A 26,179-nucleotide genomic window follows, 5' to 3' on the forward strand; every position below is an offset into this window, starting at 1 on the left:
CATGACCCAATTCGACTATTTTGTTGTGCTCGCTGAAATGCGAACAGGTTCGAATTTTCTCGAGGCGAACCTCAACGCTTTCGACGGGATTGAATGCCATGGTGAGGCCTTCAACCCGAGCTTTGTCGGCTATCCAAACAAGCCCGATCTCTTTGGCATCACTCACGAACTTCGCGAACGGAATCCGTTTATGCTGCTTGAGACGATCAAGACAAAGAGCAGCGGCATTGGCGGTTTCCGGTTTTTCAGCAATCACGACAGCCGTGTTCTGGAGGCCTGCCTAAATGACGAGCGATGCGCGAAGGTCGTTCTTCTGCGAAATCCGATTGAGAGCTATGTCAGCCTGAAAATTGCGCGCGCCACTGATCAGTGGAAGCTGACCAATGCAAAACACCTCAAGAAGCAAATGATCGACTTCGATGCCGATGAATTCGAAGAGCATCTTGATTCAGTGCAATCCTTTCAGGTCAAAGTTCTCAACAGCCTTCAAAAGTCTGGTCAGACGGCATTCTACATCGCCTATGAGGATCTTCAGGATGTCGACATCATCAACGGCTTGGCCCGCTTTCTCGGTTGTGAGGCACAACTGACTGCATTGGACCAAAAGCTGAAAAAGCAAAATCCTGAATCGCTGCGCGAGAAGGTCGGAAATTTCAAGGAAATGGAAGCGTCTCTTTCCAAGCTGGATCGCTTCAATCTCTTCCGAACACCGAATTTCGAGCCACGGCGTGGGCCTGTGATCCCGACTTTCGTCGCGGGAAAGAAGAGCAAGCTGGTGTTCATGCCGGTGCGTGGCGGCCCTGTAGAGGCAGTGACGCAATGGCTAGCCGATCTCGACGAGTGCGCTGTTTCCGAACTCAAGACCGGTTTCAAACAAAAGAACTTGCGACAGTGGAAGGCAACCAATCCGGGGCACCGGAGCTTCACGGTCCTTCGGCATCCCGTTGCACGGGCCCATGCAGCGTTTTGCGACCATATCTTGGCCACGGGTCCAGGCAGCTACTTCGAAATCAGAAAGACATTGAAGAACGCCTACAAGCTACCGATTCCCGCGAAGGGTCCGGACTCAAACTATACGCCCGCGATCCACCGAACAGCGTTTTTGGGCTTTCTCGAGTTTCTGAAGGCGAATCTCGCGCGGCAAACGGGCGTCCGCGTCGATCCATCGTGGGCGAGCCAACTGTCTGTGCTTCAGGGAATGAGCAGCGTCACGTTCCCTGATCTGATCCTGCGCGAGGAGTGGCTCCGCGAGGACCTTGCGATCGTTGCCGCGCAGATTGGCATGAATGAAATGCCCTTGCCAGTCGCGATGCCTGACCCGCATATCGAGCAGCTTTCGCAAATTTATGACAGCGAAATTGAAGCCGCTGCGCGCGCTGTTTATCAGAAAGACTATGTCGCTTTCGGCTTTGCCAACTGGCGATAGGTTAGGCCGCTTGCGACGTTTGCGCCTCTGTCAGGATCGTGTGCAGGATTGTTGGCGCGTCATTGGCCCGCAACTTTGTGCAGGTGTTCGGATTTCGCAGTGTCCGCGAAACCAGAGCAAGTGCCTTCAGGTGATCCACACCGGCATTGATCGGCGCAAAAAGCGCAAAGATAAGATCAACCGGCTGGCGGTCTACGGCGTCAAATTCCAGTGGTTTTTCGAGACGGACGAACAGGCCGCAAACCTCTTTGACGCTCTCCAGCCGCGCATGCGGCAAGGCGATCCCGTTGCCGACGCCTGTAGGGCCGAGCACTTCTCTTTCGAGTAAGCACTCGGTCACGATTTGTGAATCGACGCCATAGACCTGCTCCGCAAGATCGCCGATGTCCTGAAACAGGCGTTTCTTGCTGGAAGATGCTCCCAAGAGCTTTACGCCCTCGGGCTTCAAAATGGTTGAGAGTTCCATGAGCGTCGTAACTAGCTATTTTCCTGATCAGCCAGCGACCTTTGGATCGATCCAGCCAATATTTCCATCATCCCGGCGGTAGACAACATTCAATCCGCCATGCTTTTCATTCTTGAAAACAACAACTGGAAGGTGACTGATTTCCATTTGCATCACCGCTTCACCGACAGAGATCGACGGAATTTTGGCTTCCATCTCCGCGATGATTACGGGGCTGGAGTCGTCGCCCTCGTTAGAGTCATCTTCAGTTGCGGCGAGGATATAAGAGCCAGCGTCAGAAAGTTCAACCGGTTCCGAACGATGACGGTGGTGATCTTTCAGCCGCCGCTTGTTTCGGCGCAATTGCTTGTCCATTTTTTCACAGCAACCGTCGAAGGAAGCGTAAATCTCGTGGGCGTGATCTTTGGCTTGGCAAGTCAGGCCAGTGGACAAATGCACGATGGTTTCGCACACAAACTCGCTGCCCGACTTGGAGAATATTACAGTGGCCTCTGTGGGTCTTCCTGCATACTTTTCCACAGTTGTACTGAGTTCGTTCATGACGTGCGTTTGCAGGGCTTCACCGATGTCGATTTGCTTTCCGCTGATTTGGTACCGCATCGTTACTCCTTGTTATTAGAGGCAAATATCCATTTGGCTCAGAGAGCCATTACGAAATCTACCTATATGAGAGCGATAACGTTTGATTGATTAATGCCCCTCATGCAGTTGTGCTGCATGTACGAAGGGGATGTGTTGCCAATCATCGTCATCACCTTCATTTGGCGACAACTCAAGGTGTATTGTCAATGAGTCGAATGCGAGTTTTCGGATTCAGCCGATCCGGAATGAATCGCCTAGATAGACGCGGCGCACGTTCTCATCTTGGATCACTTCGTCGGCAGTGCCGCTCATCAGAACCTTTCCATCATGCAAGATGTAGGCCCGATCGACGATTGAAAGTGTTTCGCGCACATTGTGATCGGTGATCAGCACACCGATTCCCCTATCCTTCAGCCCAGCCACCAAATGCCGGATTTCACCAACCGCTATGGGATCGACGCCCGCGAAAGGTTCGTCGAGGAGGACATATTTCGGGTTCGACGCAAGGCACCGCGCGATTTCCGCGCGCCGTCTTTCGCCGCCGGATAGAGAGAGTGCCGGCGCGCGGCGGATATGTTCAATTGAAAACTCTGCCAGAAGGTTTTCCAGATGGTCGCGGCGTTTGTTGCGATCAGGCTCCGTGGTTTCAAGAATAGAGAGAATGTTATCCTCTACATTCATGCCTCTGAAGATCGAAACTTCTTGCGGCAGGTAGCCAATTCCCAAGCGTGACCGCCGGTACATCGGCAGAGTAGTAACTTCTTGACCGTCGATATAGACGTGCCCGCCTTCCGGGATCACCAGTCCGGCGATGGCGTAGAAGCAGGTACTTTTCCCAGATCCGTTGGGGCCGAGCAGCGCTACGACCTCGCCTTTGACGAGTGACAGGCTGACGTCGCGGATCACTACCCTCTTGCGGTAGCTCTTGCGGAGGTCTTTTACCTGTAGCCCGCCGTTTCCGTCCGTGACTTTTAGAAAAGACATTACATCACTCGCCTGAACCAGGGGTGAAGATGGTTTTGACCCGCCCGTCCAACTTTGCCGTACCTGTCGAAAGATCAATCACCAAACGTTCGGCGGAGAGTGTCGCGGGCCCCTGCGTGAGCAGTACGCCGCCTTCCAATGAAATCAGCCGCTCTTCGACGTTATAGAAAGCAACCGCCGCCTCGGCCGCCTCACTCGGCGTTGCGAAGATCACGTCCTCTTCCGCTTCCAGCCGGACGACTTCCCCTTGATCAGGGTCGTAAAACAGCGAGACACGCCCAGCCGAAATCCTGATGTCACCCTGCAAAATCAGAACATTTCCGATGAACGAAGCACTGTTTGATTCAGAATTCACTTCCAGCGCATCCGCGCTCACTTCGACAGGGGCATCCTGAGAAATCGCATAAGGGCCAAGATCGACAGCCGTTGATTGCGCGAATGCAGGAACGGCCAATGTGCTCAGAGCGAGTGCCAATAGCGTCGTTTTCATCTTTCACCTCTCCTGCCTGCTCATGGTGTATAAACCAGTTCTACCCCGCCCGTGAATTCCAAACGAAAGCTTTGTTGGTCGGTGTCGACCGAAACGTGCATTTTACCGGCCTCCAAAGCGCCAAATGGGGTCCGTGCTTCGAGCCGCTCTGTCGACGTCAATGTCCCCTTTGGCAGGTCGAAGCTCAAACCCAGTGTCTCGATGGAATATTGGTCGTTGACTGAGAGCCGCGAAAGCCCGCGCACATCGAGTTGTTGCCTTTGACCACTTATCAGAGCCAACCCTCCGACAACTGTCATCCTGTTTTCATCGGCGGTCACGGCAAGAGAGATGCCCTCCACCTCCATATCCCAAGCTGGTTCCGCAGAAGGGCGAACCGAGCGCGCCGAAACTTCGATTGAACTGCGGTCACCAAACATACCTGAAAAACGTGGTTCGGTCAGTTTGGGATCACGCACCAGTTCATCAAGTCGTGCGAGCGGGAATCCTTCCGGCCCTGACGTCCGTTCGGCAAAGAGGAACAGCGTGGCCAAAAGTGAAAGAGCCACAAGCGGAAGAATGACCTTCGCCCATCGGACAAACTGTGAATAGCCGGTGTCCATTAGCCAGTCTGTTCAATGTGCGAAAATATCGGTTTCGGGCCAGCCAGCGAGGTCGAGTTTTGCTCGTGTTGGAAGGAAATCAAAACATTTGGCGGCGAGCGCGGTGCGGCCCTCACGCTCAAGCATCTTGTCCAAACTGTCCTTCAAGCGGTGTAGATACAGCACATCTGAGGCCGCGTAATCCAGCTGTGCCGTTGTCAGCTCTTCTGCGCCCCAGTCGCTCATTTGCTGGAACTTCGAGATATCGACGCCGACAAGCTCCTGCAAAAGCGCTTTCAATCCGTGCCTATCGGTAAAGGTACGCACCAGTTTGGAGGCGATTTTCGTACAGTAAACCGGCTCTGCCAACGCGCCAAAAGTGTTGCACATGGCCGCAATGTCGAAACGACCAAAGTGAAACAGCTTCAGAATGGTTGGATCCTCGAGCAGACGACATAGGTTTGGTGCCTCGGTTTGGCCCTTGGCAACCTGAATGAGGTGTACGTTTCCGTCACCACTGGACATCTGGATCAAACAGAGCCTGTCACGATGCGGGTTCAATCCCATTGTTTCACAGTCGATGGCGACAATCGGCCCAAGCTCGAGGCCGTCTGGCAGGTCGTTTTTATAAAGATGGTTGGTCATTAGATGCCTCCGGCTTTCCCTTCGCTATATGGAGAGGCGCCTTGTGAAGCAACCGTCTTGGGCCGTCGCAAAGCCATGTGCGCACGGCGATCGTTATTCGGCCTGATGAGCTCCGATGTAGGCAAAATAGGACCGATCAGACCAAAGTTATCGCTAATGAGCGTGAACTTAGGCTATAGGGTATTCAACGGAACATCGCAAAAAACTAACATTTCGAGACAAATGAAGTTTCGGCTTTCAGCTTATTCGGGAGCGGTTAGGAGGCATAGTAATATGGCTTTTCCAGCTCACCAGCAAGGGCCGTAAGACATTAAATTACTGATTTAAAATCATAAATTGCTACGACCAACATGTTCATGCTGGCCGTAGCAGAGTCAAAAAATATGCCAAGCGTAAGCTTGAATGTGCGACGGGAAGATCGCACACCCTGCAGTTAGTATCGTTTTGCAACTTGTAAAGGGAGCTCTGTAGATTTGATCATTTGAGAAAATTTGATAATATCTTTGGAGCTGACACGGCAAGCTGCATAACGGAGCAGGCAGTAATCGATGAAGCAATCCCTGATCGCGCTTATTGCCTTGCGCAAACTCGTCTCCGAGATGGAAAAAGATCTCGGTATGAATGAGTTATCAGAAGTCGAAAGACTGATCCTGCTGGCGGCGAACGAGCTCCAGGATACGAACGGCGAAGTTGATAGTGTGGCGCTGAGAGAGCACCCACTGACTGCGGACCTGACCCGCCCCACCTTCTTTCGGGTGGTAAGGAAACTGGAAGATAGAGGGCGCTTACAGCGCCCTGAAGGCGTGCAAAGAGGCGCCTACTTGCTCGGATAGCGGATGTCCAAGTCGTATCGGAACCTTTCATTCGCCGTTGGATCGTCATTACCGTTTCGTACGTCGCGTCTTTTTCGCTCGTTTCGGGCTTCGTTCTGCCCGTGCAAAAGATCATAGCCCCTGAAATGGGGGCATTTTACGCCCTGCTTTTTTTACCTCACGGGGTTCGCGTACTGACGTTCTATTTCTTTGGTTGGATGGGATACGTCTATCTCTTGCCAGCGTCATTGTTGATGTGGGCCATTTCCAACTACAGTGGACAAAATGCACTATTATTTATGAGTTTTTTGACGGCAATGGTCAGCTGTCACATCGGAGTGATACTTGTTAAGTACTTATTCGAGGCGGATGATCGCCTTGGCGCGTTCACATACTCTTGGAGGAACGTTTTAATTGCGGGGATCGTTGGCTCGTTGCTCAATTCGGTGAGCCAAACTTGGCTCTACGAATCCGATCTCGAGATGCAAAGCCTCCTAGGTTACTTTATCGGGGACGTTACTGGGCAGTTTGCTTTGATGCTGATCATCCTGTCATTCGTGCGGATCGCGCGCATGATCGCAGATTTACCGGATAAATAGTCGCGACGCGCGCTTTTATATTGGTTTTTCCACGGCCCCCACCGATCGTCATTGCCTCTTTTAGGAAATCACGAGACAAATTTAGATTGCCCGACAACCCGCTTGGTTCTGGCTATTCATGATGTAGGGGGAATGTGGTGCCCAGGAGAGGACTCGAACCTCCACGACCTTGCGGTCACTGGCACCTGAAGCCAGCGCGTCTACCAATTCCGCCACCTGGGCAGGTGTGCTGGCGCGGCGTTTAAGCGGAGTGCTTGGGAGTGTCAACGGTCTTTGTCGGCCGTATCAACGGAAATTGGACGTAGTGCCTTGTACGGGCTGCCATGCGGCGGTAAACCGGCCGCAGAAACGTGAGGTGTATAATGTCGAAATTGGTCACGATCTTTGGCGGCTCCGGCTTTGTTGGTCGCTATGTCGCGCGCCGTATGGCGAAGCAAGGCTGGCGCGTGCGTGTTGCTGTGCGCAACCCGAACGAAGCGATGTTCGTGAAGCCCTATGGCGTCGTTGGTCAGGTCGAGCCGGTGTTGTGCAACATCCGTGATGACGCCAGCGTTGAGGCAGCGCTCCAAGGCGCATCGGCTGCTGTCAATTGCGTTGGTATCCTAATGCCAAAGGGCAAGAACACCTTTGACGCTGTTCAGGAGCAAGCACCGGGCCGGATTGGCCGCCTTGCCGCCAAAAATGGCGTAGGGAAGGTTGTCCATGTTTCGGCTATTGGTGCCGATGTGAATTCTGAGAGCACCTACAGCCGCACAAAGGCGTTGGGCGAAGAGGCGCTTTTGGCGGCGTTCCCATCAGCTGTTATCCTGCGACCTTCCGTGATTTTTGGAAACGAAGATCAGTTCTTCAACCGTTTCGCCCAAATGGCCCAGCTCTCCCCCATTTTGCCGCTTGTCGGCGCGGAAACACGTTTTCAGCCGATCTATGTGGATGATGTGGCGCAAGCTGTGGAGCAGGCCGTGCTGACCGATGTCGAAGCGGGTGTCTATGAGCTTGGTGGTCCGGATGTCATGACATTCCGACAGTTGATGAGGCTCATGCTTGGTGTGATCCGGCGTCGTCGCCTTTTGGCGAACATTCCCTTTGGCGTAGCGGGCATTATGGCTTCGGTTTCCGAGCTGGCGGCAAAGATGACCCTTGGATTGGTTCCGCCCGTTATCACCCGAGATCAGGTCGCTGATCTGAAATCCGATAATGTCGTCTCGGATGATGCGCGAGGGCTAAATGCCTTTGGTATCGAAGCCACCGATATTGAGTCGGTGCTTCCCGATTATCTTTGGCGTTTCCGTCCTTCCGGACAGTACGCGGCGATCAAGGAATCTGCGAAGAACCTACGCGAAATCTAAAGAGTAAGGCGCGACCATGATCGAAAACACCTATTTGGTCGCGCTTTTCCTTGGCTTGATCGAAGGCTTGACAGAATTCATTCCTGTCTCTTCGACTGGTCATCTTCTCCTGACCAGTTATTTCATCGGTTTTGAAAGTGCGGGTCGGACGTTCGAGGTGGTGATTCAGGTTGGGGCAGTTTTGGCGCTTCTGCTGGTTTATTTTGCCAAGCTGGTAGATGTAGTGCTGCGTTCTGCCTCTGACCCCTCAGCGCGAAAATTCATCCTATCAGTTTTAGTGGCTTTCTTGCCCGCCGCTGTAATCGGCGTTTTGGCGCATGACATTATCAAAACGGTTTTCTTCGAAACGCCCACGTTGATCGCGTCGATGCTGATCATTGGCGGTGTGGTTCTTTTGTTGGTTGACCGATGGGTCGGCGCACCGCGTCACGAAGATGCGATGGCGTTCTCCCTACCGATGGCTTTCAAGATCGGCTTGATTCAGTGTCTTGCGATGATCCCCGGTGTCTCGCGCTCGGGGGCGACAATCGTGGGCGCGTTGCTGCTTGGTTCAAGCAAGCGGGCCGCCGCTGAGTTTTCCTTCTTTCTCTCGATGCCGACTATGATGGGTGCATTTACCTATGATTTGTGGAAATCGCGCGACATGCTCGATGGCTCTGCAATGACAGAGATCGCCATCGGTTTTGCGATGGCGTTTATAAGCGGGCTTACCGTTGTGCGTTGGCTTCTGAACTTTGTGAGCCGTCATGGCTACGCCATATTTGGGTGGTGGCGAATCGTTGTCGGAAGCGCAGCGCTCTTTTTTATATGGCTCTAGCGCCATAAAGGTAATAATTAGTTACCTATAATGAGAGAAATTTAACGACCCGAACGCTCGATAAGATAAAATTTAACCTTTTAGGTCAGCCATGCTGACTTTTCATTTCTCTCGGGTCCATGTAAGGGAAGCAGTCTCTAAAGGATGGAGGGGTCTGTGGCTGTTCAGAAAATGCTCAAATTCGTAGACGTTGACCGGTCGATGCCGGAGAAGCGTTCGGCGGGGGAACGTCGCGCGGATTTTGATGAAATCTACGCGCAGTACGCAAAAGACAAAGCTGAAGAGCAAGCATCACGCTGTAGCCAGTGTGGCGTTCCCTATTGCCAGTCGCATTGCCCCTTGCACAACAATATTCCCGACTGGCTGCGCCTCACCGCTGAAGGACGGCTTCAGGAAGCCTACGAAATCAGCCAAGCAACCAACACGTTCCCCGAAATTTGTGGCCGTATCTGCCCGCAAGACCGCCTTTGTGAAGGCAATTGCGTGATCGAGCAGTCAGGTCACGGCACGGTCACCATCGGCTCGGTTGAGAAGTATATTACCGACACCGCTTGGGAAAACGGCTGGGTCAAGCCCATCGCCCCCGCGCAGGAGCGCAGTGAGAGTGTCGGCATCATCGGAGCTGGCCCTGGCGGCCTTGCTGCGGCCGATATGCTGCGGCGCGAAGGTATGCAGGTGACGGTTTATGATCGCTACGACCGCGCTGGCGGCTTGCTTACATACGGTATTCCTGGCTTCAAACTTGAAAAAGATACCGTGATGCAGCGGATCGAACAGCTGGAACAAGGTGGTGTCGAATTCGTACTTAACTGCACAGTCGGTGATGACATCTCGTTTGATGCGATCCGCGGCAAGCATGATGCCGTTCTCATCGCGACTGGTGTGTACAAGACCCGCGATCTAACGGCACCGGGTGTCGACCTGAATGGCGTCGTTCGCGCGATTGATTACCTTACCGCGTCCAACCGCAAAAGCTTCGGTGACGACGTGCCGGAATTCGACAGCGGCGAGTTGAACGCAGAAGGCAAGAAGGTCGTCGTCATTGGCGGCGGTGACACCGCAATGGACTGCGTTCGCACAGCCATTCGCCAAGGTGCTGATAGCGTCAAATGCCTGTACCGCCGCGACCGTGCGAACATGCCCGGTTCGCAGCGTGAAGTTGCCAACGCCGAAGAGGAAGGCGCTGAATTCGTTTGGCTTTCCGCACCAAAGGGCTTTGCTGGCGAAGGCGATGTGACTGGCGTTGAAGTTCAGAAGATGCATTTGGGCGCACCTGATGCAACAGGCCGCCAGACCCCCGAGCTGATCGAGGGCTCCGAATACATCGAAGAAGCCGATTTGGTGATCAAAGCGCTTGGTTTCGAGCCAGAAGACCTCCCGAAACTTTGGGGTGTTGAAGGGCTGGAGGTGACCCGTTGGGGCACCATCAATGCTGCGTTCGAGACAGGGCAAACAAGCTTGGATGGCGTCTTTGCCGTGGGCGATATCGTCCGTGGTGCGAGCCTTGTAGTTTGGGCGATCCGCGATGGGCGTGATAGCTCGAAAGCGATCTTGGACTACCTCAACGAAACCGCCAGCATGGCGGCTGAATAGCCCAAAACGTTGATACACAACTGATGCACAACCGATGCACATTCCATGCATACGCGTCTGCATCAAAGCGGAGCAGAATGGTCAGCCCTGCTGACGGGTAACGGAAATGAGCACAAACGCGCGCTTAACAAAGATGGCAGTAAGGAAAGCCTTTTCAGGGCTGGCCTTGTGCGTCTTGGCCTCTGCCGCCAGCGCGCAAAGCTTCCAACTTCCGGCCGGTTGCACGGGGTATGTCACCGTCCAGCAGCGATCCTGCACCGTCTCGCACCATTTTACCTGTGAAGGTGATCCGGCTGGCTATCAGCAACGCATCGATATGGATGAAGACGGCATAACCTTCGTCAGCACCATTGATGTGGAAGCGCAGTGGATCGAAAGCATCCATGTTCTCGCGGGCTACGCGACGCGGCTGAACCCTGCGCCGACCGATCCGGCTTCGCTTACCAATCTGTTGGATAACGGGCTGGATACCTATGACTTCGTCACCAGCACTGAAACTGGCGAAAGCACGAGGTTTCTTGGGCAGGATGCATTGACCGGCGATAAAGTGGTGATCGACGGTGTCGAACTCCTCCAGACTGATTATTTCATCCGCGCCTATGATGATGCGGGTGAGGAACTTTGGCGCAGCGCGGGTAAAGAATTTGTCCACCCTGAATGGCGCCTCTTTCTGGCGGGCAAGTCGCGCGTGACTGTCCCCGAAGACTCATTCGAATCAGATGACACACCGATGGAATTCAGCTTCCCAGGCGAAGACGGCTTCCTCTCGGTCAAACCGAAATACGGCTGCAACGCGGTTTTCTCGCAGCTGCCCGTTCTTCCCGAATATGAGGAGATCAACAATGACCATCTATGATGAAAACTGGGCCGCAAACGAGGATGCAAAGCGCGCGTGGATGGCTGAAAATAGCCTGTGGCGCGAAGAGGATGAACATTCATCCTGTGGTGTTGGTCTTGTCGTCGCGATTGACGGGCAGGCCTCCCGCAGCGTCGTCGAGAAAGGCATTGATGCGTTGAAGGCCGTTTGGCACCGTGGTGCTGTCGATGCTGATGGCAAGACCGGCGATGGTGCTGGCATTCACGTCCAGATCCCTGTGCGGTTCTTCTACGACCAGATCCGCCGCACTGGCCACGAGCCGGATCAGAATAAGCTGATTGCTGTGGGCCAAGTGTTCCTGCCGCGCACCGATTTCGGCGCACAAGAGCGTTGCCGGACGATTGTTGAGTCCGAAGTTCTGCGCATGGGCCATTACATCTATGGCTGGCGCCATGTACCGCAAAACATCGAATGCTTGGGCGAAAAGGCAAATGCCACCCGCCCAGAGATCGAACAGATCCTGATCCGCAACGAGAAAAACATCGGTGAAGAGGAGTTCGAGCGCGAACTGTACATCATTCGGCGCCGCATCGAGAAAGCCGCGCTCGCGGCTCAGGTGTCGCAGCTTTACTTCTGCTCGCTCTCCTGCCGCTCTATCATATACAAGGGTATGATGCTGGCCGAGCAGGTTGCCGAGTTCTACCCTGATCTGCTGGACGAGCGGTTTGAATCCGCCTTCGCGATCTATCACCAGCGTTATTCGACCAATACTTTCCCGCAATGGGCATTGGCGCAGCCGTTCCGCATGCTCGCTCATAACGGCGAGATCAACACGCTGAAAGGCAACGTCAACTGGATGCGCAGCCACGAGATTCGTATGGCTTCCGGCGCATTTGGCGACGCGGCCGAGGACATCAAGCCGATCGTTCCGGCTGGTATCTCCGATTCTGGCGCGTTGGATAGCGTATTCGAGGTGCTCGTCCGTGCAGGGCGCAGCGCGCCGATGGCCAAGACGATGCTTGTGCCTGAAAGCTGGTCGAAGCAGGCCGTTGAGATGCCGCAGGCGTGGCAGGATATGTATTCCTACTGCAATGCCGTGATGGAGCCGTGGGACGGCCCCGCCGCATTGGCGATGACCGATGGTCGTTGGGTCTGCGGTGGTCTTGACCGTAACGGCCTGCGCCCGCTGCGCTATGTCGTGACGGGTGATGGCCTTCTGATCGCAGGCTCGGAAGCGGGCATGGTCGCGATTGATGAAGCGACTGTGGTTGAGAAGGGCGCGCTTGGTCCGGGGCAGCTGATTGCCGTTGATATGCAAGAAGGCAAGCTGTTCCACGATACCGCGATCAAGGACAAACTGGCCGCCAGCCAGCCGTTTGGCGATTGGGTCGAGAAGGTTGTCGATCTCTCAGACATGATGCGCGACGTGCCTGAGAAGGCCCTTTTTGAAGGCGATGACCTGCGCCGCCGGCAGATTGCAGCAGGATATTCGATGGAGGAACTGGAGCAGATCCTCGCACCGATGGCCGAAGATGGCAAAGAGGCGATCGCGTCGATGGGCGATGACACGCCTTCTGCTGTTCTGTCGAAGCAGTATCGCCCGCTGTCGCATTTCTTCCGTCAGAACTTCAGTCAGGTGACGAACCCGCCGATCGACAGCTTGCGCGAAAGCCGCGTAATGAGCCTCAAGACGCGGTTCGGGAACCTCAAGAACGTGCTCGACGAAAGCTCCAGCCAGACCGAAATTCTGGTTCTGGAAACGCCGTTCATCGCCAATGCCGAGTTCGACGAGATGGTGCGCCATTTTGACGATACCGTGACCTTCATCGACTGTACCTTTGATGCGGATTCCGATCATGACGCGCTTCAGCGCGAGTTGCAGCGCGTGCGCGAAGAGGCCGAAGATGCAGTCCGCTCCGGCGCTGGGCATCTGGTTCTGACGGACGAACACCAGTCCGCCACCCGCGTTGCGATGCCGATGATCTTGGCGACGAGCGCCGTACATAGCTGGCTGACCCGTAAAGGCCTGCGCACGTTCTGCTCGATGAACGTGCGGTCGGCGGAATGCATTGACCCGCATTACTTTGCGGTTCTAATCGGTTGCGGCGCGACGACGGTGAACGCCTATCTCGCGCAGGACTCCATTGCTGACCGTGTGAACCGTGGCCTGATTGAAGGCCCGTTGAGCGCCGCCGTGAACAGGTTCCGTCTGGCGATTGATGCTGGCCTTCTGAAGATCATGTCGAAGATGGGCATCTCGGTTCTGTCCTCCTATCGCGGGGGTCTGAACTTCGAGGCAGTTGGCTTGTCGCGGGCGATGGTCGCTGAATATTTCCCCGGCATGCCGTCGCGTATTTCGGGCATTGGCTTGCATGGTATCCAGCACAAACTGGAAGACGTGCATGCAAAGGGCTGGAAAACTGGTCAGGACGTTCTTCCGATTGGTGGTTTCTACAAGGCCCGCCGCTCTGGCGAGAAGCACGCTTGGGAAGCCCAGACCATGCACATGATGCAGGCGGCTTGTAACAAAGCCTCCTACGAGCTGTGGAAGCAGTATTCAGCAGCCATGCAATCCAACCCGCCGATCCATTTGCGCGACCTTCTGGCGGTGAAGCCGCTGGGTGAAGCGATTCCGATTGATCAGGTCGAAAGCATCACGTCTATCCGCAAGCGCTTTGTCACGCCGGGCATGTCGCTGGGTGCTCTGTCACCCGAAGCGCACAAGACGCTCAACGTCGCGATGAACCGGATCGGTGCGAAATCTGACTCTGGTGAAGGCGGCGAGGATCCGGCGCATTTCCACCCCGAGGCGAACGGCGATAATCCTTCTGCCAAGATCAAGCAGGTGGCGTCTGGCCGTTTTGGCGTGACCGCCGAATACCTCAACCAGTGCGAAGAGCTGGAGATCAAGGTCGCGCAAGGCGCGAAGCCGGGCGAAGGTGGCCAGCTGCCGGGGATGAAGGTCACGGATCTGATCGCGCGTTTGCGCCATTCGACCAAAGGCGTAACGCTGATCTCGCCACCGCCGCACCATGACATCTATTCGATCGAAGATCTGGCCCAGCTGATCTACGATCTGAAGCAGATCAACCCGCGTTGTAAGGTTACGGTCAAGCTCGTTGCGGCTTCGGGCGTTGGTACGATTGCGGCTGGCGTTGCCAAGGCAAAGGCCGATGTGATCCTGATTTCGGGTCACAATGGCGGCACGGGCGCAAGCCCTGCGACCTCGATCAAATATGCAGGTCTTCCATGGGAGATGGGCCTCACCGAAGCGCATCAGGTGCTCGCCATGAACAACCTGCGTGAGCGGGTAACATTGCGGACAGACGGTGGCCTGCGTACAGGCCGTGATATCGTCATGGCGGCGATGATGGGTGCCGAAGAATTTGGCATCGGCACCGCTGCGCTGATCGCAATGGGTTGTATCATGGTGCGTCAGTGCCAGTCGAATACCTGCCCTGTTGGTGTTTGCACGCAGAACGAAGAGCTGCGCGCGAAGTTCACCGGCAATGCCGATAAGGTTGTGAACCTGATCACCTTCTACGCGCAGGAAGTCCGCGAATTGCTTGCCTCTATCGGCGCGCGGTCGCTTGACGAGGTGATCGGTCGCGCCGATCTCCTTGCACAGGTCAGCCGTGGCTCGGCGCATCTGGACGATCTCGATCTCAATCCGCTGTTGATCACCGTCGATGGCGCGGAAAAGATCATCTATGATCGCAACAAGCCGCGCATCGAAGTGCCTGACACGCTGGATGCGGAAATCGTCAAGGACGCAGCACGCTTCCTCAACGATGGTGAGAAGATGCAGCTGCACTACGCAGTGCAAAACACACACCGCACAATCGGTACCCGCGTTTCGAGCCATATCGTGCGCAACTTTGGCATGCGAAATAACCTCCAGCCGGATCACCTGACTGTCAAACTGACCGGCAGCGCTGGTCAGTCCTTGGGCGCGTTTGCAGCCCCGGGCCTGAAGCTCGAAGTCTCTGGTGACGCGAACGACTATGTCGGCAAGGGCCTCTCCGGCGGTACGGTTATTGTCCGCCCGCCGATGGCCAGCCCGCTGGTCGCCGAGGATAACACGATCATCGGCAATACAGTTCTCTACGGTGCCACCGCTGGTTATCTCTTTGCGGCAGGTCGTGCGGGTGAGCGTTTCGCGGTGCGAAACTCCGGCGCGCATGTGGTTGTCGAAGGCTGCGGCTCCAACGGGTGTGAATACATGACCGGAGGCGTTGCCGTGATCCTTGGTAGCATCGGTGCAAACTTTGGCGCGGGTATGACGGGTGGCATGGCCTACCTCTATGATCCGAAGGGCGAGGCCCGCCCGCTGATCAACATGGAAACCCTTGTCGCCTGCCCTGTTACCGTTGCCGAATGGGAGGCACAGCTGAAGGGCCTGATCGAGCGCCATCTCGCAGAGACAGGAAGCCGCAAGGCCGAGCGTATCCTGCAAGATTGGGAAACCGAAAAGGCGCACTTCCTGCAAATCTGCCCGAAAGAGATGCTGGTGCATATTCCGCATCCGCTCAGCTACGAAGAAACGGCCATCCCGGCAGAATAAGAAAACAGAGCGGCGGCCTTCGGGCCGCCGTTTTGCTTTTCCGCCTCCGCGAACTGACCTATAGCAGGGTCATGGCAAAGGCAGGCATACCGCAAAAAAGCACAAAGCGAAAAAAGGCAAAGGCTGCCGTCCCTCTGCGGCAGCGCCTGACTGAACGCGCGCGTTGGATCGCCAAGTGGAGTGTGCGGGGATTATTGGCGCTGTGTGGCGTGGTCGTGTTGATGACGTTGCTCTACCGTTTCGTGCCGGTGCCTGCGACGCCTTATATTCTGGCCGAGCGATTCCGCCACGGGAGCCTCGAAAAGGACTGGGTGCCCGCCGAGCAGATCGCGCCGGTCATGCTGCGCGCCGCCGTCGCAGCGGAGGATGCGAATTTTTGCGCGCATTGGGGCTTTGATATGAAAGCAATCCGCGCGGTGATCGATTCCGGTCAGTCGCGTGGTGCTTCGTCGATCAGTCAGCAGGTGGCGAAGAATGTGTATCTCTGGCAGGGTCGGAGCTGGCCGCGTAAAGCGCTTGAGGCCTTGTTGACGCCGGTGGTCGAGGCGGCGTGGCCAAAGCGGCGGATTCTTGAAGTCTATCTCAACGTTGCCGAGTTTGATCGCGGGGTCTTTGGGGTCGAAGCTGCGGCGCAGAGCTATTTCGGGATTTCGGCAGCTGACCTATCACCACGGCAGGCTGCTTTACTGGCTGCAATTCTGCCCGACCCGAAGAACCGTTCGGCGGCACAACCCAGTGCTTTCGTTTCGTCGCGGGCCGAGGCGATTGCCGACGGGGCCGCGACGATCCTGGCCGATGGGCGCGCGGCTTGTTTCGAGCAAGGTTGATGCCCTGCGCCAGAGAGACAGTTGATCCGCTCATCAGGTTACGGCATTGAGGACCAAACACAGGACAGGTAGCCGAATTTAATGCACCGTTTGTATCATTACCCGTTGTCGCCGTTTTCGCGCAAAGTGCGGCTGGTTCTGGCCGAGAAAAAGATCGAGGTCGAGCTGGCTGAGGAGCGTTACTGGGAGAAAACCCCAGAATTCTTACGCCGAAATCCGGCGGGGCAGGTTCCCGTGTTGAAGATCGGGAACCGCTTAATGCCCGATAGTGGAGCGATCTGCGAATATCTCGAGGAGACGCATCCGACCCCGCCTTTGCTGCCCGCGACGCCGGAAGGCCGCTATGAGGCGCGGCGCTTGGTGGCATGGTTCGACGACAAGTTCTATCATGAGGTTACGAGCAAGCTGGTGGGCGAGCGGGTGTTTCGCAAGGTCCAAGGCACTGGCTACCCCGACAGTGCCAACCTCAAGGCAGGCACCAAGGCGATCAAGTTCCACCTCGGTTACATGACATGGTTGTTGGAAAGCCGTCGTTGGCTTGCGGGGAACGAGATGACAATTGCGGATTTCGCGGCGGCGGCACATTTGAGCTGCATCGATTATATTTCGGATGTGAACTGGAACGCGGCGGATTCCGTCAAGGACTGGTACGCCAAGATCAAGTCCCGCCCTGCCTTCCGATCGATCCTTGCCGATCAGGTGCCTGGTTTCCCGCAACCCTCGCATTACGCCGATCTGGATTTCTGAGCGGTGCCGTGAAGGAACGGTTACGCGCATATGCCGAGGCAAGCGGATTTGCCAAAATGGGTGTATGCCGACCGGACGCCATTCCCGAGGTGATGTCGCGGCTCGAACGCTTTGTCGGCGAAGGCCGCCACGGGCAGATGGCATGGATGGCAGAGCGGATGCATTGGCGGGGCGATCCGTCTGCGCTTTGGCCAGAGGCCCGCTCGGTCATCATGCTGGCAGAGCCTTATACCCCCGCGCATGATCCGCTTGAGATCTTGCAGCGGCCTGATCGGGCGGCGATCTCCGTCTATGCGCAGAACCGTGATTACCACGACATCGTCAAAAAGCGGCTCAAGCGTGTCGGCCGCTGGCTGATCGAGCAGGTGCCGGAGACGGAGATCAAGGTCTTTGTAGATACAGCGCCGGTGATGGAGAAGCCCCTGGCCGCCGCTGCGGGGTTAGGCTGGCAAGGCAAGCACACCAATCTTTTGTCGCGGGAGTTGGGGAACTGGTTCTTTCTTGGTGCGATCTTTACCACGCTTGATCTTGCCCCTGATGAAATGGCCGAGGAGCGCTGCGGCAGTTGCCGCGCCTGCCTCGATATTTGCCCGACGGAGGCCTTTCCTGCGCCATATCAACTCGATGCGCGGCGCTGCATTTCCTACCTGACGATCGAACATAAAGGGGCAGTGGAGCCTGAGCTGCGTGCGCGTATGGGGAACCGGATTTATGGCTGCGACGATTGCCTTGCCGTTTGCCCGTGGAACAAATTCGCGGTGGAAGCCAGTGAGCAGCGATATGCCGCGCGGGATGATCTTGTTGATCCACCCCTCGCGGAGCTGGCGGGATTGGATGACGCGGAATTTCGCGCACGCTTTTCAGGTAGCCCGATCAAACGCATCGGGCGCGACCGGTTTGTGCGTAACGTATTGTATGCAATTGGAAATTCCGGAGATTCCAATCTCCTTCCGGCCGCTCGGGCGCGGGTTGGCGACGATGATCCGGTGGTCGATGAGGCGGCGCGCTGGGCGGTTTCGCGGCTGGAGGGGTGAAAATTTGTACCTGACGTGGTAGGCTTCCTCATGGCCACTGATAAGGAGGATACCATGGAGCGACATGTGATAGATACCGAACGGACCCGCAATGACGGCAGTCGCCTTCGTGCCTATCTGCGGGTGGAGCGACAGGGTATGCGCGGCAAGCTGAGCCGCACCTTGCACCGCCAGCCGCATGCGAACGAAGAGTCGAGTGCTGTGAAGCAATTCGCGCGGATCGAGCGCGGCGAAAGCGCCTGACTCGGGCGATCAGAATATTCGAGGGGCGCCGTGTTTTCCGGCGCCCTTTTTAGTTAAAAATAGCCGCGTATCAGGCTGTCAGAAATCAACGTCCATCCATCCGCGACGACGAAAAAGGCGAGTTTGAACGGCAAGGCCACGACAGCAGGCGGCACCATCATCATCCCCATCGACATCAACACCGCCGCGACGACGAGGTCGATGATCAAGAAGGGTAGAAAGAGCACGAACCCCACCTGAAAGGCGCGACTGAGCTCGCTCAGAAGGAAGCTCGGCACGATCAGCGACAAGGGAGCGTCCGCGTTGACTGCCATGCCGCTTGTCTGTGGCCTCAGTTCAGACAGCCGCAGGAAGGTTTCAGGATCGATTCGGGTGATCATAAAGCTGCGAAAGGGAGCGATGGCGCGCCGTAGACCTTCCTCTGCCTCAAACTCTGCATTGAGCATTGGGGCGATGCCGTTCTCCCATGCGTCGGTGAACACGGGTTCCATGATGAAATAGGTCAAAAACAGTGCAAGGCTGATCAGCAGCATGTTTGGTGGCGATTGTTGCAGCCCAATGGCCTGCCGCAAAATTGCAAACACCGTGACGATAAAAGGAAAACAAGTAATCATCATCGCAATGCCTGGTGCGATGCTGAGAACCGTGACCAACAAAAAGAGCTGGATCGCGCGATCTGACAAGGCCGTTGCGCCAAGGTCGAGGGAGATTTCTTGGGCGGTAGCGGTGCTCGCCACGCAACAGGCAATAACGACCCCTAGAAGGCCAATGCGGGGGATATGTTCCCGTATCATCAGAACATCGAACCGCCAGCGAATATCTGGGTGATCTGGACCGCTAGTTCCGCGCCTTCGTTCACCTCGATAAGCTGGCCGCGGGCAATCAATTTTTCGCCGACAAAGAGATCAACGACATCATCAATTTGCCGGTCGAGCGGGAGGATACTTCCCTCCGTTAGATTGAGGACATCCCGTAACCGTGGGCGTGCGTGACCGATGCAGACCGTCAGATCAATTGGAAGGTCGCGCAGCGGGTGGTTGCTGTAATCGGTAAACGCATGTTCCTGCCCGTCAGGCATTTTGGGCCTCCTGTGAATCTTTGAAATCAAATGTGGAAAGGGCTGAAAGCTGTGCGCTGATTTTTGTAAGCACATGAGAGAGGTCGATGGTTTTGGCATCCGACTCCGTCTGCCAATCGACCCGAAGTAAGGGCAAAGCGCTATCTTCGATCAGCTGGGCATGCTGCAGATCAGCGGTAATATCGGCGATGCTCTCTGCGATCTGCGGGTTGCACCATATCCTGATCGCGCTTTGCGAGCATTCCTCCAGCTCTGCCGTGAGGGTTTGCAGCACCCACGGCGCGATGGCCGCGCGGGCAATGGCGGGCAACAGCGTTGTGCAGGCTTCCGTCAGGACATTTGCAATCGAAGCAAGCGTTGCTTGGCGTTGGGTGATCTCGTCGCGCAGTAGCGTCGCGGTCAGCTCGGCCAATGCGGCTTCATGCGCGCCTCTCTCGCGGGCCAGTTCTGCGCGACCCTCCTCCAACCCTTTTGCATAGCCATCGTCAAATGCACGCTGGTTGGGGAAGGGCAGGCGCTGCGGCGCTGCTACGGCTGAAATTCCAGTCCGGAAGCGGGATTGTCTCACGGCCTGCGTCATTCGCTCCGGGCCTCTTGTGCGGGTCCGCCTTCAGCCCATTGTTGCAGGATGCGGAGCGCTTCGTCCTGCCGTCCAGCAACTTTCCTGCGTAGCCGCTCTATCGGATCTTCCTGCTCTTCTTCGCTTTGGCTCTCGATCTGCTGGGCAGGTGTTGCCTGCTCTTGAGGCATCCGCGTTAGGTCTGAACCAATGGGTGCTGGGCGCGGGGGCGCAAGCAGCAACGGGCGTACTACAAACAGCCCTAGAATGAGGCTTACAATGCCCGCGACGGCGATTTGGATCAGTTGAGTGAGATCAAGGTTGCTCCAGATTGGCGGCGTGGTTGCAGGCAACGCAGTCGGAAGGGGCTCGAAGGGCATTTCGGCCAGTGTCAGCGTGTCGCCGCGCGTTTCATCGAGGCCAACCGCAGCCTCCACAAGCGCGCTCAGTTGCTCCAGTTCGGCCTCGGTGCGTGGTTCTGCCCCATCGGCGGTGCTGCTGTTGAGCAGAACAGCGACCGTCAGCCGCCGGATCGCGCCCGCGCCCCGCTGCAGCTCGCGTCGTGTTTCCGAGATTTCAAAATTGGAAATGGTGCGGCTTTCGCTCAGCTCGCTCTCGGAGCGACCGTCCGAACCAGCGGCGCCGTCAGGCAGGTTTGATGCCACGGTAACGGCTCCGCTTTGGGTGTCATTGCTGGATTCAATGCTTTCTTCCGTCTCGGTGCTGATCATCGTGCGGCTTTCCGGGTCGATCAGACGTTCGGAAATAACTTCCGATGTCAGGTCGCGTTCCACGCTGATTTCCACAACTGCATTCCCGGCGCCCACATGGGCCTCGAGCAGCCGCTCAGCGCTATGGCGCAAGGCCTCCTCCATATTGCTGGCGCCGCTTTCCGCACTTTCATCGCCTTGCAGGATGCCCGTGGTCGTATCAATGATCGAGACATCTTCTGGTGCGAGGTCTGTGACGGCTGCCGCCACCAGGTGCCGCAAACCCCGCGCATGACCGGCGGGAATCGCCCCTGTTGTCGTGGTGATTGTCACTGAAGCGGTGATGCGTGCATCACGCCGAAAGGACAGCGCGCCTCCCTGGCCGGCAGCAATATGTACGCGGGCGCCTTTGATGCGCGGATTGGTCAGGATCGAACGCGCCAGCTCGCCCTCTTTCGCGCGCCAATACGCGGCATCGAACATCTGCGATGTGGTGCCGAATCCTGTGAGCTGATCGAGGATTTCATAGCCCTGAATCGCGCCCGGCGGCAGCCCTTCGGACGCCAGTTGCATGCGAAGGGTATCACGCATTGTGTTCGGAACGAGAATCGCGCTGCCGCGAATCTCGTAGGGAACACCGCTCTGATCCAGCTCTGATAGGACGGCACCGGACGCTGCAGAATCGAGCCCCGCATAAAGCAGAACCATCGTCTTCTTGCTGCTGGCAAAGGCAATAAACAGGATCGCGGCAAACATCGCGAGACTTGCCGCGAGGGCGATAATGCGTTTTCGCGGGGGGATATTTGACCAGATGTCGCCGAATTTTTCGAACACGATTGGACTCCATGGCTTCTGCCGTTGGCGGCATCCTTGCAGGGTCGTGCTTAATAATCGGTTAGCCAGAATCGCCTATCACAGCTCCAGAACGGAGAAATGATGATAGATTCAACAGCCACAGATGCAGCAACCGCCACACCCGCAAAAAAGGGGAGAGGGTTGCTCTTACCCGTGATCCTTATGCTTGTCGGAGCTGCGGCAGGCTTTGGTGTTGTCTTCCTTGATTTGATCCCTAGCCCAAAGCCGCATGACGCGGCCGTACACGAGGCATCATCATTGCCGGATGTCGGCTTTGTGCCGCTCGATCCGGTCATCATTTCCCTTGCGGATGGCACCGAGCGGCACCTGCGCTTCAAGGGTGAGCTGGAAGTCGCGCGCAACTATGAAACCGAGGTTGCCGCCCTCAAGCCGCGTATCGTGGATGTGCTGAACAGTTATCTTCGCGCTGTCCGCACCGAAGATCTCGAAGATCCGGCAGCTCTCGTCATGCTGCGTGGCCAGATGATGCGCCGCATCGAGCTGGTGGTTGGTGTTGGCCGTGTGCGCGATCTTCTGGTGATGGAATTTGTATTGAACTGAGGGCAGAGGATGGAATTTGTCGCGAATATCTTTCTGGCAGCGGGTGCGTTCGGCGTGACGCTCTATTGCGTGGTGCTGTCGCGCCGATTGAAGCGGTTCTCTGATCTGGAGACAGGTATCGGCGGCGCGATTGCCGCCCTGTCGCGGCAGGTGGACGATCTGACCAAGCTTTTGGAGGCGGCGACTGTCGCTGCCTATAGTTCGGCCGGCTCTGTCGAGGAGACGACGAAACGGGCCGAAACTGCTGCGCGCCGGTTGGAGCTATTGATCGCTTCCCTACATGACCTGCCAAATGACGAACCTGCGCCGGACGAGGCATTGTTTTTCCGCAAGAAGGTACCAGCAGAATGAGGTCTGCGCGGGTCTTGCCAATCCTCGTACTGTTTCTCGCCACATCAGGCGCGATCCGTGTTGGGGTTGGCATCGCCGGTGCGCAGGCAGCAGCCGGTGCCGAGGTCGAGGCAGTGGAGGTCTGTGCCCCGCAGGTACCGGAAGTACTGGCTGCCTTTGCCGCGCGTGAAGCAAAGATCGAGGCCGACAGCATAGCGCTGGAACAACGGCGCGCGGAGCTGGAGCTGGCCCGCGCCGAATTGGCAGAGCAACTGCGCTTGATACAGGCGGCCGAGGCGACACTGAAGGAAACATACGCCTTGTCTGAGTCCGCTGCGGAGACAGACATAACGCAACTTGTCCGTGTCTACGAAAACATGAAGCCGCGCGATGCCGCCGCACTTTTTTCGGAAATGGCGCCAGAGTTCGCGGCGGGCTTTGTGGCGCGGATGCAACCAGAGTCTGCGGCCCTGATCCTCGCTGGGCTTGAGGCAGAAAAATCCCATGCGATCAGTGTTGTCCTCGCAGGGCGCAATGCCGGCGTTCCGCGCGACTAAGTCGACTGTTCCTTAATAATTTTGCGTCAGTTTCGAGAAAATCACCCAGCGTAGGATTCGCTCATGATCGGTCTCGTCGGCATTGTCATTATCTTCGTCATGGTGTTCGGGGGCTACTTGCTGGCAGGTGGTCATATGGACATCATCCTGAAGACGCTGCCGTTCGAGATGATCATGATCGGTGGTGCGGCGGTCGGGGCTTTTGTGATTTCGAATGACACATCCGCCATCAAGCACACGCTCAAAGATGTTGGCAAAGTCTTTAAAGGTCCGCGCTGGCGGCCTGATGATTATCAAGATCTGCTCTGCCTGCTTTTCGAACTTATCCGCTTGGCCCAGACGAACCCTGTCGAGATCGACGAACATATCGAGGGGCCAGAGGAGTCAGCGATTTTCGGGCGCTATCCCAAGATCAAATCAGATGGAGAGGCTGTGGCGCTGATTTGTGATACGCTGCGATCGGCAGGGCTGGCTTACGACGACCCGCATCAGGTTGAAGAAGTACTCGAGAAACGGATGGAGGCATCGCAACACCATGCGATGCACTCGACGCATGCCTTGCAAGCAGTTGCCGACGGGTTGCCTGCGCTGGGCATCGTGGCGGCTGTCCTGGGCGTGATCAAGACAATGGGGTCGATAGACCAACCTCCTGAAATTCTGGGTAAAATGATCGGTGGCGCGCTTGTTGGCACGTTTCTTGGCGTCTTCCTCGCCTATGGCCTCGTCGGCCCCTTCGCCGCCAAGCTCAAGACAGTCGTGGAGGAGGACGCACATTTCTACCAGCTTATCCGCGAAGTACTCATTGCCAATTTACACAAACACCCGCCTAAGCTGTGCATCGAGGTCGGGCGGCAAAACACGCCAAGCCACAATCGGCCCAGCTACAACGCGCTGGAAGAGGCGTTGAAGTCACTCCGGCAGGAGGCTGCGTGACCCGTCGTTCATGGAAGTGCGCGCTCTCGGCTTTTATGGCTGTGATCATTGGCGGTCATGCACTTGCCCAAGAGCCACAACAGGTACGCATCCGAAGTGGCGACCACGGTGTTTTCACCCGTCTGGTCCTGACGATACCGAACGGCCGAGACTGGCAATTGGGGCGGTTCGAAGACGGTTACAGGTTTCGGGTGGACGGCGTTGCCCGCTATGACCTCGACGGCGTGTTTGAGCGAATCCCACGCACACGAATAACCGAGCTGCGCACCACCGGAGCCGACCTCGATATTCTGGTGACATGCGCCTGCCACGCGGATGCGTTTGAATGGCAGGAAAACCGCATCGTTATCGATATTCTGGACGGCCCGCCCGTCTCTCAGGCATTCGAGGTGCCGTTGCCATCCGTGGCACCGGCGCGGCAAGCTCCGCCGGACGATTCGCCTGCTCCCCCCGCTCCGCGTGAGACTGGGCGCGCCTCTGTTTTTGCCTTGCCGCCCGTTTTCCAAATTCGCCCAGACGAGCAGCCGCGATTTGGCCCGCTGTCGGAGGTCTTGCACGAAGATCCGATACCGGAGGTCGCCCCGATCTTCGGCACCGCGACCGCGGGCGCTATCGCGCGGGGCCTGTCGCTCGGCCTGCTGACCCCAGCGCCGCGCTTGGAAATTGCGACGCCTGACCACGTCCTGCCACGCCTCGGCTTCGTTCAGCGGGTCAATCCGCTAACATTGCGCACCCCAATGGACCGCACGCCCAAGGTCTATGAGGAGCGTGAGATACCCGTGACCTGCCTGCCCGCCGAGGCGTTTTCTTTTGTTGATATTGCCGAACCGGAGGCGGGCGATTTCAACCGTCAATTGGCGGCTGCCCGCACGGAGTTGGTTGATGCAGTCGATGCCGAAAACCCGCAAGCAATCCGGGCGTTGGCGCGGGTTCTGACAGGTTTTGGCCTTGGATTAGAGGCAGAACAGGTGCTCGCCCGTTTGACGGCGAACGCGCGCGTCACCCCCGAAGCACAAACTTTGGGCGCGCTTGCCGCGCTTTTGCGTCACTGGCCGGAGCCACCACCGGATGCCGCATTTCTTATTGCGCAGATGAATTGCCACGACGAGGGCATGTTGTGGGGTATCATTGCTGGTGGCGACATCCCCGACCGTTCGCGCGATATCCTGAGCCAATATTCCCGCCTGCCACGCGCCTTGCGCCGCGTCTTGGCCATTCATCTCGCGCGGCGCCTTTCCCTGAATGATAAGGTCGATCTCGCGCGGCAGGTTCTTGATCTTGCAGCGCCAGTCTTGGGGGCGGACCAGGTCGCTGAAGCGCTGCTGCGACAGGCGCTTTTGACCAGCGATGTTTCACCTTCGGCGCTCCCCGCCCAATTGGCCGAGGTCGAAGGAGCGCTGGACGAGGGGCAGAAGCCAGTGCCACAGGATATCGTTGATCTTATCACTCAGGCTTGGCGACAAGAACTCCCGCTTTCCAAAACGATCAGTGATTATTTCGGCGCGCTGGAGGAGCAATTCTCGCAAAATCCTGATCAGATCGCCTTACGTTTCGCCGCGCTGCGGGCAGCGCTGCTAGCGGGTGATTTCGCATCCGTGCGGCCAGCGCTTGCGCGGTTTACCGGGCTCGGGCCAGTGCCGCTTGAAGCGGCTTCCTCCGAAACGGCGATATACCTCGCCGAACATGCGGATGACGCAACCTTCATGACCGCTGCCTATAGCTGGTTCTCTGCGCCGCTCTCTCCGACAGCCAAGGCGCGCGTCGCGCAGCGCCTGCAAGAGTTGGGTTTTGGAACCGCAACGATTGCCGATGATCCGTCGCCGCTTCTGGAACCGTCACAAAATGTCGATGCAGAGCCGCGCGACACCAGCAGTGCGCGACAGCCGCCAAGCACATTGTTTGAGGTGCGCCAGCTGCTCGACGATGTTGCAATCAGTGCCGATGCCGCCGCGCGGCTTGTCGCTGCGCCTTTGGAATAAGTGCCGCCAATCCTAACGCTTCCTCAATGATTTGCATCGAAACT

Annotated in this window: 27 protein-coding genes and 1 tRNA gene; 17 read left to right on the plus strand and 11 right to left on the minus strand. The window is 56.7% G+C overall.

Annotation, left to right across the window (positions count from 1 at the left end):
* The first annotated feature begins 1 nt into the window (after position 1).
* Positions 2-1,426, plus strand: a complete 1,425-nt coding sequence (locus AB1E42_RS01115; RefSeq protein ID WP_368345167.1) for a nodulation protein NodH — start codon at positions 2-4, stop codon at positions 1,424-1,426.
* A 1-nt stretch (position 1,427) separates the two neighbouring features.
* On the opposite strand, the gene AB1E42_RS01120 is transcribed toward AB1E42_RS01115, so the two are convergent.
* The 6 genes from AB1E42_RS01120 to AB1E42_RS01145 form a co-directional block, all read right to left on the minus strand.
* Positions 1,428-1,892: a PTS sugar transporter subunit IIA gene (locus tag AB1E42_RS01120; protein ID WP_368345168.1), complete on the minus strand. Its 465-nt coding sequence runs from the start codon at positions 1,890-1,892 to the stop codon at positions 1,428-1,430.
* 27 nt (positions 1,893-1,919) lie between these two features.
* Positions 1,920-2,492, minus strand: coding sequence for a ribosome-associated translation inhibitor RaiA (gene raiA / locus AB1E42_RS01125; protein ID WP_368345169.1), 573 nt, complete (start codon positions 2,490-2,492; stop codon positions 1,920-1,922).
* A gap of 213 nt (positions 2,493-2,705) precedes the next feature.
* Positions 2,706-3,458: an LPS export ABC transporter ATP-binding protein gene (gene lptB / locus AB1E42_RS01130; RefSeq protein ID WP_368345170.1), complete on the minus strand. Its 753-nt coding sequence runs from the start codon at positions 3,456-3,458 to the stop codon at positions 2,706-2,708.
* A gap of 4 nt (positions 3,459-3,462) precedes the next feature.
* Positions 3,463-3,948, minus strand: coding sequence for an LptA/OstA family protein (locus AB1E42_RS01135; protein WP_368345171.1), 486 nt, complete (start codon positions 3,946-3,948; stop codon positions 3,463-3,465).
* Between the two features lie 20 nt (positions 3,949-3,968).
* Complete coding sequence (locus tag AB1E42_RS01140; RefSeq protein WP_368345172.1) at positions 3,969-4,550, minus strand: hypothetical protein; 582 nt, start codon at positions 4,548-4,550, stop codon at positions 3,969-3,971.
* 12 nt (positions 4,551-4,562) lie between these two features.
* Positions 4,563-5,174: a ribonuclease D gene (locus AB1E42_RS01145; protein ID WP_368345173.1), complete on the minus strand. Its 612-nt coding sequence runs from the start codon at positions 5,172-5,174 to the stop codon at positions 4,563-4,565.
* A 548-nt stretch (positions 5,175-5,722) separates the two neighbouring features.
* On the opposite strand from AB1E42_RS01145, the gene AB1E42_RS01150 reads away from it, so the two are divergent.
* A complete protein-coding gene (locus tag AB1E42_RS01150) occupies positions 5,723-6,007 on the plus strand; it encodes a hypothetical protein (protein ID WP_368345174.1) in 285 nt (94 codons plus the stop codon).
* A 101-nt stretch (positions 6,008-6,108) separates the two neighbouring features.
* Positions 6,109-6,585, plus strand: coding sequence for a hypothetical protein (locus tag AB1E42_RS01155; RefSeq protein ID WP_368345175.1), 477 nt, complete (start codon positions 6,109-6,111; stop codon positions 6,583-6,585).
* 135 nt (positions 6,586-6,720) lie between these two features.
* Here the strand turns inward: AB1E42_RS01155 and AB1E42_RS01160 are convergent.
* A tRNA-Leu gene (locus tag AB1E42_RS01160) sits at positions 6,721-6,807 on the minus strand.
* Between the two features lie 140 nt (positions 6,808-6,947).
* Here AB1E42_RS01160 and AB1E42_RS01165 point away from each other — a divergent pair.
* From AB1E42_RS01165 to AB1E42_RS01205, 9 genes are all read left to right on the plus strand, one after another.
* Entirely contained in the window at positions 6,948-7,931 is a 984-nt protein-coding gene (locus AB1E42_RS01165; RefSeq protein WP_368345176.1) for a complex I NDUFA9 subunit family protein, read from the plus strand.
* A 16-nt stretch (positions 7,932-7,947) separates the two neighbouring features.
* Entirely contained in the window at positions 7,948-8,748 is an 801-nt protein-coding gene (locus AB1E42_RS01170) for an undecaprenyl-diphosphate phosphatase (protein WP_368345177.1), read from the plus strand.
* Positions 8,749-8,904: 156 nt separating this feature from the next.
* Positions 8,905-10,341: an NAD(P)-dependent oxidoreductase gene (locus AB1E42_RS01175; RefSeq protein WP_368345178.1), complete on the plus strand. Its 1,437-nt coding sequence runs from the start codon at positions 8,905-8,907 to the stop codon at positions 10,339-10,341.
* 106 nt (positions 10,342-10,447) lie between these two features.
* Positions 10,448-11,197, plus strand: coding sequence for a hypothetical protein (locus AB1E42_RS01180; protein ID WP_368345179.1), 750 nt, complete (start codon positions 10,448-10,450; stop codon positions 11,195-11,197).
* Complete coding sequence (gene gltB, locus AB1E42_RS01185) at positions 11,184-15,722, plus strand: glutamate synthase large subunit (protein WP_368345180.1); 4,539 nt, start codon at positions 11,184-11,186, stop codon at positions 15,720-15,722. The genes AB1E42_RS01180 and gltB overlap by 14 nt, the downstream gene beginning before the upstream one ends.
* Before the next feature lie 71 nt (positions 15,723-15,793).
* Entirely contained in the window at positions 15,794-16,549 is a 756-nt protein-coding gene (mtgA, locus tag AB1E42_RS01190) for a monofunctional biosynthetic peptidoglycan transglycosylase (RefSeq protein WP_368345181.1), read from the plus strand.
* Between the two features lie 81 nt (positions 16,550-16,630).
* A complete protein-coding gene (locus tag AB1E42_RS01195) occupies positions 16,631-17,296 on the plus strand; it encodes a glutathione S-transferase family protein (RefSeq protein WP_368345182.1) in 666 nt (221 codons plus the stop codon).
* A 56-nt stretch (positions 17,297-17,352) separates the two neighbouring features.
* Positions 17,353-18,330, plus strand: coding sequence for a tRNA epoxyqueuosine(34) reductase QueG (gene queG, locus AB1E42_RS01200; RefSeq protein ID WP_368346340.1), 978 nt, complete (start codon positions 17,353-17,355; stop codon positions 18,328-18,330).
* Between the two features lie 30 nt (positions 18,331-18,360).
* Complete coding sequence (locus tag AB1E42_RS01205; protein ID WP_368345183.1) at positions 18,361-18,573, plus strand: hypothetical protein; 213 nt, start codon at positions 18,361-18,363, stop codon at positions 18,571-18,573.
* Between the two features lie 53 nt (positions 18,574-18,626).
* Here AB1E42_RS01205 and fliP read toward each other — a convergent pair whose 3' ends face one another.
* The 4 genes from fliP to fliF are packed head-to-tail and all read right to left on the minus strand — an operon-like array spanning position 18,627 to position 21,754.
* Complete coding sequence (gene fliP / locus AB1E42_RS01210; protein ID WP_368345184.1) at positions 18,627-19,367, minus strand: flagellar type III secretion system pore protein FliP; 741 nt, start codon at positions 19,365-19,367, stop codon at positions 18,627-18,629.
* The gene (locus tag AB1E42_RS01215; RefSeq protein WP_368345185.1) at positions 19,367-19,651 is read right to left on the minus strand and encodes a FliM/FliN family flagellar motor switch protein; all 285 of its coding nucleotides are present in this window, start codon (positions 19,649-19,651) and stop codon (positions 19,367-19,369) included. Before AB1E42_RS01215 ends, fliP begins: the two co-directional genes overlap by 1 nt.
* A complete protein-coding gene (locus AB1E42_RS01220) occupies positions 19,644-20,219 on the minus strand; it encodes a hypothetical protein (RefSeq protein ID WP_368345186.1) in 576 nt (191 codons plus the stop codon). The genes AB1E42_RS01215 and AB1E42_RS01220 overlap by 8 nt, the downstream gene beginning before the upstream one ends.
* A gap of 8 nt (positions 20,220-20,227) precedes the next feature.
* Positions 20,228-21,754, minus strand: coding sequence for a flagellar basal-body MS-ring/collar protein FliF (fliF, locus tag AB1E42_RS01225; protein WP_368345187.1), 1,527 nt, complete (start codon positions 21,752-21,754; stop codon positions 20,228-20,230).
* Between the two features lie 102 nt (positions 21,755-21,856).
* Here fliF and fliL point away from each other — a divergent pair, with 102 nt between their 5' ends.
* The 5 genes from fliL to AB1E42_RS01250 all read left to right on the plus strand — a co-directional run bounded on the left by fliL (position 21,857) and on the right by AB1E42_RS01250 (position 26,135).
* On the plus strand, positions 21,857-22,336 hold the full coding sequence (gene fliL, locus AB1E42_RS01230) for a flagellar basal body-associated protein FliL (RefSeq protein WP_368345188.1): 480 nt from the start codon (positions 21,857-21,859) through the stop codon (positions 22,334-22,336).
* A gap of 9 nt (positions 22,337-22,345) precedes the next feature.
* The gene (locus AB1E42_RS01235) at positions 22,346-22,687 is read left to right on the plus strand and encodes a hypothetical protein (RefSeq protein WP_368345189.1); all 342 of its coding nucleotides are present in this window, start codon (positions 22,346-22,348) and stop codon (positions 22,685-22,687) included.
* On the plus strand, positions 22,684-23,223 hold the full coding sequence (locus AB1E42_RS01240) for a MotE family protein (RefSeq protein WP_368345190.1): 540 nt from the start codon (positions 22,684-22,686) through the stop codon (positions 23,221-23,223). The genes AB1E42_RS01235 and AB1E42_RS01240 overlap by 4 nt, the downstream gene beginning before the upstream one ends.
* A gap of 63 nt (positions 23,224-23,286) precedes the next feature.
* Positions 23,287-24,156 (plus strand): flagellar motor stator protein MotA, encoded by an 870-nt coding sequence (gene motA, locus AB1E42_RS01245; RefSeq protein WP_368345191.1) that lies wholly within the window; start codon positions 23,287-23,289, stop codon positions 24,154-24,156.
* Entirely contained in the window at positions 24,153-26,135 is a 1,983-nt protein-coding gene (locus AB1E42_RS01250; RefSeq protein WP_368345192.1) for a hypothetical protein, read from the plus strand. Before motA ends, AB1E42_RS01250 begins: the two co-directional genes overlap by 4 nt.
* Positions 26,136-26,179: the final 44 nt, after the last annotated feature.

The organism is Pelagovum sp. HNIBRBA483 (assembly GCF_040931995.1).
In the GTDB taxonomy this organism is placed as follows: Bacteria; Pseudomonadota; Alphaproteobacteria; order Rhodobacterales; family Rhodobacteraceae; genus JAEPMR01.